Source organism: Streptomyces sp. (assembly GCF_050698815.1).
GTDB lineage: Bacteria > Actinomycetota > Actinomycetes > Streptomycetales > Streptomycetaceae > Streptomyces.
Map to the genome: position 1 here is coordinate 1 of NZ_JBOHCV010000050.1, position 8,258 is coordinate 8,258.

Annotated in this window: 6 protein-coding genes; 4 read left to right on the top strand and 2 right to left on the bottom strand. The window is 71.2% G+C overall.

Annotated elements, in window-relative coordinates; all coding sequences use genetic code 11:
• The first annotated feature begins 198 nt into the window (after positions 1 to 198).
• Complete coding sequence (locus ACRDP3_RS02190; protein WP_431515081.1) at positions 199 to 1,041, top strand: S1 family peptidase; 843 nt, start codon at positions 199 to 201, stop codon at positions 1,039 to 1,041.
• Positions 1,042 to 1,181: 140 nt separating this feature from the next.
• Here the strand turns inward: ACRDP3_RS02190 and ACRDP3_RS02195 are convergent, their stop codons facing one another.
• Positions 1,182 to 1,412: a DUF7455 domain-containing protein gene (locus ACRDP3_RS02195; protein WP_431515082.1), complete on the bottom strand. Its 231-nt coding sequence runs from the start codon at positions 1,410 to 1,412 to the stop codon at positions 1,182 to 1,184.
• Between the two features lie 425 nt (positions 1,413 to 1,837).
• On the opposite strand from ACRDP3_RS02195, the gene ACRDP3_RS02200 reads away from it, so the two are divergent.
• The 3 genes from ACRDP3_RS02200 (at position 1,838) to ACRDP3_RS02210 (ending at position 6,200) form a co-directional block, all read left to right on the top strand.
• Positions 1,838 to 3,979, top strand: coding sequence for a DNA gyrase/topoisomerase IV subunit B (locus ACRDP3_RS02200; protein ID WP_431515083.1), 2,142 nt, complete (start codon positions 1,838 to 1,840; stop codon positions 3,977 to 3,979).
• A 110-nt stretch (positions 3,980 to 4,089) separates the two neighbouring features.
• The gene (locus ACRDP3_RS02205) at positions 4,090 to 4,617 is read left to right on the top strand and encodes a DUF485 domain-containing protein (RefSeq protein WP_431515084.1); all 528 of its coding nucleotides are present in this window, start codon (positions 4,090 to 4,092) and stop codon (positions 4,615 to 4,617) included.
• Positions 4,614 to 6,200 carry a solute symporter family protein gene (locus ACRDP3_RS02210; RefSeq protein ID WP_431515085.1) on the top strand — a complete coding sequence of 529 codons (1,587 nt, stop codon included), beginning with the start codon at positions 4,614 to 4,616 and terminating at the stop codon, positions 6,198 to 6,200. The genes ACRDP3_RS02205 and ACRDP3_RS02210 overlap by 4 nt, the downstream gene beginning before the upstream one ends.
• On the opposite strand, the gene ACRDP3_RS02215 is transcribed toward ACRDP3_RS02210, so the two are convergent.
• Entirely contained in the window at positions 6,178 to 7,860 is a 1,683-nt protein-coding gene (locus tag ACRDP3_RS02215) for an ATP-binding protein (RefSeq protein WP_431515086.1), read from the bottom strand. The genes ACRDP3_RS02210 and ACRDP3_RS02215 overlap by 23 nt on opposite strands.
• Positions 7,861 to 8,258: the final 398 nt, after the last annotated feature.

Genomic DNA, 8,258 nt, shown 5'->3' on the forward strand with positions numbered 1-8,258 from the left:
TGCGCCACCCGTCCCGTTCCCAGGTGCTGCGCGACTACCTGGACTGAGGCCGAGCGCCGAAACGCATCCCGCACACGCACGGGCCGGTGTCCCCGGAAGGGACACCGGCCCGTGCGTGTGTTCCCTCCCCCGGGATGCGGAATTGGACCATCCGGCTCACTCTGGGGGGTCCGGAAGGCCTACGGACTGGAGGGCTGTATGCGTTCGCTGCGCGCTCTCTCCGCGCTGATAGCCGTGCTGCTCGGCGGCGCTCTGCTCACGGTGCTGCCGGCGCCTCAGAGCCAGGCTCAGACCCGGCCGCGGGACCGGCTGGTCGTGGGGGGTCATCCCGTGAGCGCCGCCGGACACCCCTGGGTGGTCGCGCTCGCGAGCCGCGCCCGCTTCGGGGATGCCCGCTCGGGGCAGTTCTGCGGGGGAGCGCTCGTGGGCACCCGTACGGTGATCACCGCCGCCCACTGTCTCAGCCGGGAGGTGCTCGGCGTCCGGCTCGATCAGGTGCACGACCTGCACGTCATCTCGGGGCGGGCGGATCTCGGCACCCGTACGGGCCGGGAGGTGGCGGTGCGGGCGGCCTGGGTCAATCCCCGCTTCGACACCAGGACGAACGCGGAAGACATCGCGGTACTCACCCTTTCCACGGCGATGCCCGAGAGCTCCACGGTGGCCATGGCGGCGCCCGGCGACGCGGCCTACGCGCCCGGGACCACGGCCGAAGTCTTCGGCTGGGGCGACACCAGCGGATCCGGCCGGTACGCCTCGGGGCTGCGTGCCGCCCGGGTGAACATGCTGGCGGACTCGGTGTGTGCCCGCTCCTACCCGAGCGGCTCCGAGGGCACGTTCCAGCAGAGGTCGATGGTGTGCGCGGGGCTCTCCGCGGGCGGCCGTGACGCCTGCCAGGGGGACAGCGGAGGGCCGCTGGTGGCACGTGGGCGGGTGGTGGGCCTGGTCTCGTGGGGGTCGGGGTGCGGCGAAGCCGGCAGCCCCGGCGTGTACACCCGCGTCTCCGCCGTCCAGGGTCTGATCTCCGCGCACGGGGGCTGAGGGAGCGAGATGTTCGCTGAGAGCGGAAGCCTCGAAAAAGCGAAGAGCGGCCACCCGGCAACGCCGGATGACCGCCCACCGATTCCGGCCCTCGGCCGGTCCGAGCTCGTCGGATTGGGACGTTGTGTCAGGTCAGCCGCTCAGCCTTCCGCCGCTTCCGCATTCGCGGGAGCCGCGGTGAGCTTTTCCGTCTCGTCCTGTATCTCCGCGGCGATCTTCTTGAGCTCCGGCTCGAACTTGCGGCCATGGTGGGCGCAGAACAGCAGCTCTCCGCCGCTGAGCAGAACGACGCGCAGGTACGCCTGGGCGTTGCAGCGGTCGCAGCGATCGGCGGCCGTCAACGGAGTCGCGGGGGTCAGAACAGTAGTCACGTCGCCTCTTCTCTAGCTCGACGAGCTGTCGTACCAGGGTCAACATCCAACCAGGCCGAAAACGTTCCCGCTCTCGGCGATTCCCCGAGAATCTCTCCTCGAGGCGGCTGCATGGTGCCGGGTGGCGGCGAATGAGCCGTATTGCGTGGATTGCTTGGTCTTCATGTCTATTTAGTGCCGTTGTGTAGTTGTTTGGCTCTGCGGTGTTCCCGTTGTTGAAGGGGACGTGCCCGGAGCCTAAATGGTTCATGCGCCAAAGGGAACGTGATGTGCGCGTCACCCATCCGAGTTATCGAACACGAGATCGAGCGTGGGCTAGCATGTACCCCTTCCTGGGTGGCGCGGCACGCTCTGTCCTGCAGTCTCGGTACCCTCTGACGCGGCAACCAGCCATCACAAGCAGAATTCAGCGAGGAGCGAACCGCGTGACCGCCGACCCCACCCTGGCCTCCGGCACTGGGGACTCCAAGCCGTCCACCGCTCTGCTCACCGGGGCGGACCGGGACGGTGGATCCAATTACACCGCGCGGCACCTGCTCGTTCTCGAGGGGCTGGAGGCGGTGCGCAAGCGCCCCGGCATGTACATCGGCTCCACCGACAGCCGTGGCCTGATGCACTGCCTCTGGGAGATCATCGACAACTCCGTCGACGAGGCGCTCGGCGGCCACTGCGACAAGATCGACGTCACCCTGCACGAGGACGGCTCGGTCGAGGTACGGGACAACGGCCGCGGCATCCCCGTCGACGCCGAGCCCAAGACCGGTCTGTCGGGCATCGAGGTCGTGATGACGAAGCTGCACGCGGGCGGCAAGTTCGGCGGCGGCTCGTACGCGGCCTCCGGCGGTCTGCACGGTGTCGGCGCCTCCGTGGTCAACGCGCTCTCCGCGCGGCTGGACGTCGAGGTCGACCGCGGCAGCCGTACTCACGCCATCAGCTTCCGCCGCGGCGTCCCGGGCATCTTCACCGAATCGGGCCCCGACGCCCCGTTCGACCCCTCCAGCGGACTGCTCAAGGGCAAGAAGCTCCCCAAGAACCGCACCGGCACCCGTGTGCGCTACTGGGCGGACCGGCAGATCTTCCTCAAGGACGCCAGGCTTTCGCTGGACACGCTGTACGCCCGTGCCCGGCAGACCGCCTTCCTCGTGCCCGGCCTGACGCTGGTCGTACGGGACGAGCGCGGTCCCGACGGCGTCTCCGAGGAGGTCTTCCGCTACGACGGCGGCATCAGTGAGTTCTGCGAGTATCTGGCTCAGGACAAGGCCGTCTGCGATGTGCTGCGCCTGCAGGGCAAGGGGAACTTCAAGGAGACCGTGCCCGTCCTCGACGAGCGGGGGCACATGATCCCCACTGAGGTGCAGCGGGAGCTGGATGTCGACATCGCACTCCGCTGGGGCACCGGTTACGACACGATGCTGAAGTCCTTCGTCAACATCATCGCCACTCCCAAGGGCGGCACCCACGTCACCGGCTTCGAACGGTCGGTCACCAAGACCGTCAACGAGGTGCTGCGCTCGGCCAAGATGCTGCGCGTCGCCGAGGACGACGTCGCCAAGGACGACGCGCTGGAGGGCATGACGGCGGTGGTGACCGTGCGGCTGGCGGAGCCGCAGTTCGAGGGGCAGACCAAGGAGGTGCTGGGCACCTCGGCGGCGTCCCGGATCGTCGCGCAGGTACTGGCCAAGGAGCTGAAGGGCTTCCTGGGCTCGGGCAAGCGGGACGCCAAGCAGCAGGCGCGGGCCGTGCTGGAGAAGATCGTCGCCGCTGCCCGTACCCGCATCGCCGCCCGTCAGCACAAGGAGGCACAGCGGCGCAAGACCGCCCTGGAGTCCTCCTCGCTGCCGGCCAAGCTGGCCGACTGCCGCAGTGACGACGTCGACCGCAGCGAGCTGTTCATCGTCGAGGGGGACTCGGCGCTGGGCACCGCGAAACTGGCCCGCAACTCGGAGTTCCAGGCGCTGCTGCCGATCCGCGGCAAGATCCTCAACGTGCAGAAGTCCTCGGTCTCCGACATGCTCAAGAACGCCGAGTGCGGCTCGATCATCCAGGTGATAGGAGCCGGGTCCGGGCGGACCTTCGACATCGACCAGGCGCGCTACGGAAAGGTCATCTTCCTCGCCGACGCGGACGTGGACGGCGCCCACATCCGCTGCCTGCTGCTCACCCTCTTCCAGCGCTACATGCGGCCGATGGTGGAGGAAGGCCGGGTCTTCTCGGCCGTGCCGCCGCTGCACCGGATCGAGCTGGTCAGCCCCAAGAAGGGCCAGGACAAGTACATCTACACCTACTCCGACAGCGAGCTGCGCCAGACGCTGCTGGAACTGGAGCGTACGAAGGTCCGCTTCAAGGACTCGATCCAGCGCTACAAGGGGCTGGGTGAGATGGACGCCGACCAGCTCGCGGAGACCACCATGGACCCGCGCCACCGCACGCTGCGCCGCATCAACATCAGCGACCTTGAGTCGGCGGAGACCGCCTTCGACCTGCTGATGGGCAGCGACGTGGCGCCGCGCAGGGAGTTCATCAGCTCCTCGGCCGCGACGCTGGACCGCTCGCGGATCGACGTCTGAGCGGAGCCCGGACCGGCCGGGGCATACCGGAAAGCCGGGTACGTCACCTGAAGGGGTGAACAGTCCGGGATGCCCCGTCCGTGATCTTGTGCCTCTGCCCATCCTTGGGCATGCCCCCCGACGACCCCTGGTACGACGCCCTCGCCTCCGGCCGGGGTGACCACGACGCCCTGCCCGCGGCCCCGGGCCGGAACGGTTCTTCCCCGGGCCGGAACGGTTCTTCCCGGCGGCGGCCGCCCCCGCAGCCCTGCGATGCGGACGCCGCCGTCTATCTCACGGTTCAGCGCAGCGCCGCCTTCCAGCAGGTGCGCAGCCGCTACCGCCGTTTCGTGCTGCCCGCCAGCGTCGCCTTCCTGGCCTGGTATCTCGCCTACGTCGTCACCGCGACCACCGCGCCGGGGCTGATGGCCCGCCCCGTTGCCGGGGTCTTCAACGTCGCGATGGCGGCCGGGCTCGCGCAGTTCGCCAGCACCTTCCTGCTCACCTGGGCCTACGTGCGCCACGCACGCCTGCGGCGCGACCGGCTCGCGCTCGAACTGCGCTGGGAGACGCAGGACATGGCCCGGTCCCACTCCACCGCCCGCCCGAGGACGAAGACGGCGCCCGCCTCCCGCGCCGCGTGGGAGGGCGTGCGGTGACCGGCAGCCACCAGACGCTGACGCTGCTGCTGTTCGTCGCCGTCATCGCCGTCACCCTCGCCATCACGACCTGGGCGAGCCGCAGACGTCACGGTTCGCCGGAGGAGTTCTACGCCGGCGGCCGGCTCTTCAGCCCGCTGGAGAACGGCTTCGCCATCGCCGGCGACTACATGTCGGCGGCCTCCTTCCTCGGCATCTCCGGAGTCATCGCCCTGTTCGGCTACGACGGCATGCTCTACTCCGTCGGCTTCCTGGTCGCCTGGCTTGTGGTGCTGCTGCTCGTCGCCGAACTCGTCCGCAACTGCGGCCGGTTCACGCTTGCGGATGTCGTCGCCGCCCGGATGCGGGAGCGTCCCGTCCGGATCGCCGCGGGCATCTCCTCCGTGACCGTCTCGGTGCTCTACCTCGTCGCGCAGATGGTCGGCGCGGGCAGCCTGGTGGCGCTGCTGCTGGGCGGTGCGAGCGGTGCGGCGCGCTCATGGACGGTGATCGGCGTCGGTGCGCTGATGGTCGTCTACGTTTCCTGCGGCGGCATGCGTGCCACCACCTGGATCCAGATCGTCAAGGCGGTGCTGCTGCTAGGGGGCGCCCTCGCACTGACGGTGCTGGTGCTGGTGCGCTTCGGCGGCGATCTGGGGGCGCTGCTGAGCACCGCCGCCGAACGCAGCGGCCACGGCCGGGACTTCCTCGCCCCGGGGCTGCGCTACGGCGGCGGGTGGACGCATCAACTGGACTTCATCAGCCTCGGCCTCGCGCTCGTACTGGGCACGGCCGGGCTGCCGCACATCCTCTCCCGCTTCTACACCGTCCCCACCGCCCGTGCCGCCCGCCGCTCCGTCGTCTGGTCGATCGGCCTCATCGGTGCGTTCTACCTGATGACGATCGTCCTCGGTTTCGGCGCCGCGGCCGTGCTGGGCAGCGGCACCGTGCGCGGCTCCGACCCGGCGGGCAACACCGCCGTGCCGCTGCTGTCGATGGAGCTGGGCGGGGGAGCGGGCTCGACCGGCGGCTCCGTGCTGTTCGCCGTCGTCGCCGCCGTCGCGTTCGCCACCATCCTGGCGGTTGTCGCGGGCATCACCCTCGCGTCCTCCGCGTCCGTTGCCCACGACCTGTACGCCTCGTTCAGCAAGCGCGGGAATCGCGGCGAGGTGGGCGTGGCCCGGATCGCCGCGGTCGGAGTCGGCGCCGCGGCGATCGGACTCGGACTGCTCGCCCAGCACCTCAATGTCGCCTTTCTGGTCGGCCTCGCCTTTGCCGTCGCCGCCGCCGCCAATCTGCCCGTGCTGCTTTACGCCCTCTTCTGGCGTCGCTTCACCACCCGGGGCGCCGTGTGGTCGGTCTACGGCGGGCTGCTGCCGGCCATCGCACTCGTCGTGCTCTCCCCCGTCGTCTCCGGCCGGCCGGGCGCGCTCTTCCCCGGGCTCGACTTCGCCGTCTTCCCGCTGGAGAACCCGGGTCTGGCCGCCATTCCGCTCGGTTTCCTCGCGGGCTGGCTCGGTACCGTCACCTCGCGCGAACCCGCCGACGAGGCCAAGCACGCGGAGACGGAGGTGCGGTCGCTCACGGGTGCGGGTGCGGCGTGAGCGGCTCGGCCGGCGACTGACGCCCGGTGCCCGGGTGGAGCGCCTGGGGGAGTACGACAGTGAACTCCGCGCCCCCTTCCGCCGCTTCGCCGGCCCGCGCACTTCCGCCGTGGCGCTCTGCCAGCCGGCGCACCAGCGCCAGCCCTAGGCCCCGCCGGCCGTGCGCGGGCGGGTCCTTGGTGGACCAGCCCTCGGTGAAGACCAGTTCGCGCCGTTCGCCGGGGATGCCGGGGCCGCTGTCGGCGACCCGCACGGTGGCGCCGGTGCCGTCGGCACCAGCCGCGCCGCCGTCCGTACGCAGCTCCACGGTCACCCACGGGTCCGCCGAACCGGCCGCCGCGTCCAGCGCGTTGTCGACCAGATTGCCCAGCACCGTCACCAGTTCGCGCGGGTCGACCAGCCGGTCGGGCAGCCGCGTGTCGGGTGTGAGGCGCAGCGCGACACCCCGCTCGGCCGCCACCGTCGCCTTCCCCACCAGCAGCGCGGCCAGCAGCGGGTCCCGCACCCGCTCGGCGATCTGCTCGGCCGTGGCCCGGTGCACCCCGACCGCTTCGCTGAGGTACTCCAGGGCCTCCTCGTGCAGCCCCAGCTCCAGCAGGCCCAGCATGACGTGCATCCGGTTGGCGTGTTCGTGGTCCTGTGCGCGCAGGGCGTCGATCAGTCCGCGGGAGCCGTCGAGTTCGCGGCCCAGCAGCTCCAGTTCCGTACGGTCGCGGAGGGTGGCGACCGCGCCGCCGTCGCCGGTCGGCATCCGGTTGGCGACCAGGACCCGGCCGCCGCTGACGGTGAGCAGGTCGGTGCCGGTCACACTGCCGCACAGCACGTCGGCGGTACGCCCGGGCCCCAGCGCCTCGGCGAGCGGACGCCCGGTGTCCTCCGGGCGCAGCTCCAGCAGCCGCTGCGCCTCGTCGTTGGCGAGCCGGATACGGCCGTCGGCGGCCAGGGCGACGACGCCCTCGCGGATGCCGTGCAGTATCGCCTCCCGCTCGTCCAGCAGCGAGGAGATGTCGGAGAAGGCGAGGTCGTGAGTCCGGCGCTGCAGTCGTCGGGAGACGAGCAGTGCGGCCAGCATGCCGACTCCGAGCGCGCCGCCCGCGTACGCGAGGAGTTCCGGCACCTGGTCCAGCAGCCTGTCGCGCACTCCGTCGTAGGCGATGCCGACGGAGACGGCGCCGACGACTCCGCCGTGCTCGTCGCGCAGCGGCACCTTGCCGCGCGCCGACCGGCCGAGCGTGCCCTCGTCGATGTGCCGCACCTCGTGCCCGGCGAGCGCGCGGCCGGGATCGGTGGAGACGTGCCGGCCGACCCGCCCGTGCCGGGGGTGGGACCAGCGGGTGCCCTTCTCGTCCATGACCACCACGTAGCCGGCGCCGGTGGCCTTCCGTATCCGTTCCGCCCGCCGCTGGACCGGGCCGTGGACCGAGGGCCGGGCCGGGGAGGCCAGCAGCGGGGCGAGGCCGGGCTGTGCCGCGGTCGTCTGGGCGATGGCCAGGGCCCGGTCCATCGCCCGGTCATCCAGCTCGTCGCTGAGCGGGGCGAGGAAGAGTCCGGTGGCCAGCGCGGTGACGCCGGTGGCGATGGCCAGCTGCGTCAGGAGCACCTGGGCGAAGACCCGCTGCGGCCAGCGGACGCGCCCCAGCTGCCGGCGCCTCCGGCGCAGCCCGGCGGCGCCGGAGACGCTGCCGGCGTCGGAGTCACCGGAGAGTACGGCCGGCCCGGGCAGGGCGGACCGCGCGGGGTCGGGAGCCGGTGTGGGCACGGGTCACCTCGCAGGCACTCGGCAGGGCCGCACGTCGCGGTGTCCCTGCGGCGGGGCCCACGACGGCATGTGCAGGACGATTGTGCCCCTCCCGTCAAGCTTTGCCCTGTCGCGCCGCCCATCGCGCGCCCTCGCCGCGTTGGCCGAAAGCCCTGGTAGCTCCGCTACAAGGACTTCCGGCCGCCTTGCGATCGGCGTCCCCTGGGCCTGCGGCCCGGGGAGACCCCATGCTGGACGACGCTCCTTGACGGGCAAACATTGCCGGTCACGGCACTGGCTCCCGTGAACCCCGTGAGAAC

Bases quoted from the DNA above. Each gene is read 5' to 3' on its own strand.
- ACRDP3_RS02205 (WP_431515084.1), top strand. From the start codon at position 4,090: ATGCCCCCCGACGACCCCTGGTACGACGCCCTCGCCTCCGGCCGGGGT.
- ACRDP3_RS02190 (WP_431515081.1), top strand. From the start codon at position 199: ATGCGTTCGCTGCGCGCTCTCTCCGCGCTGATAGCCGTGCTGCTCGGC.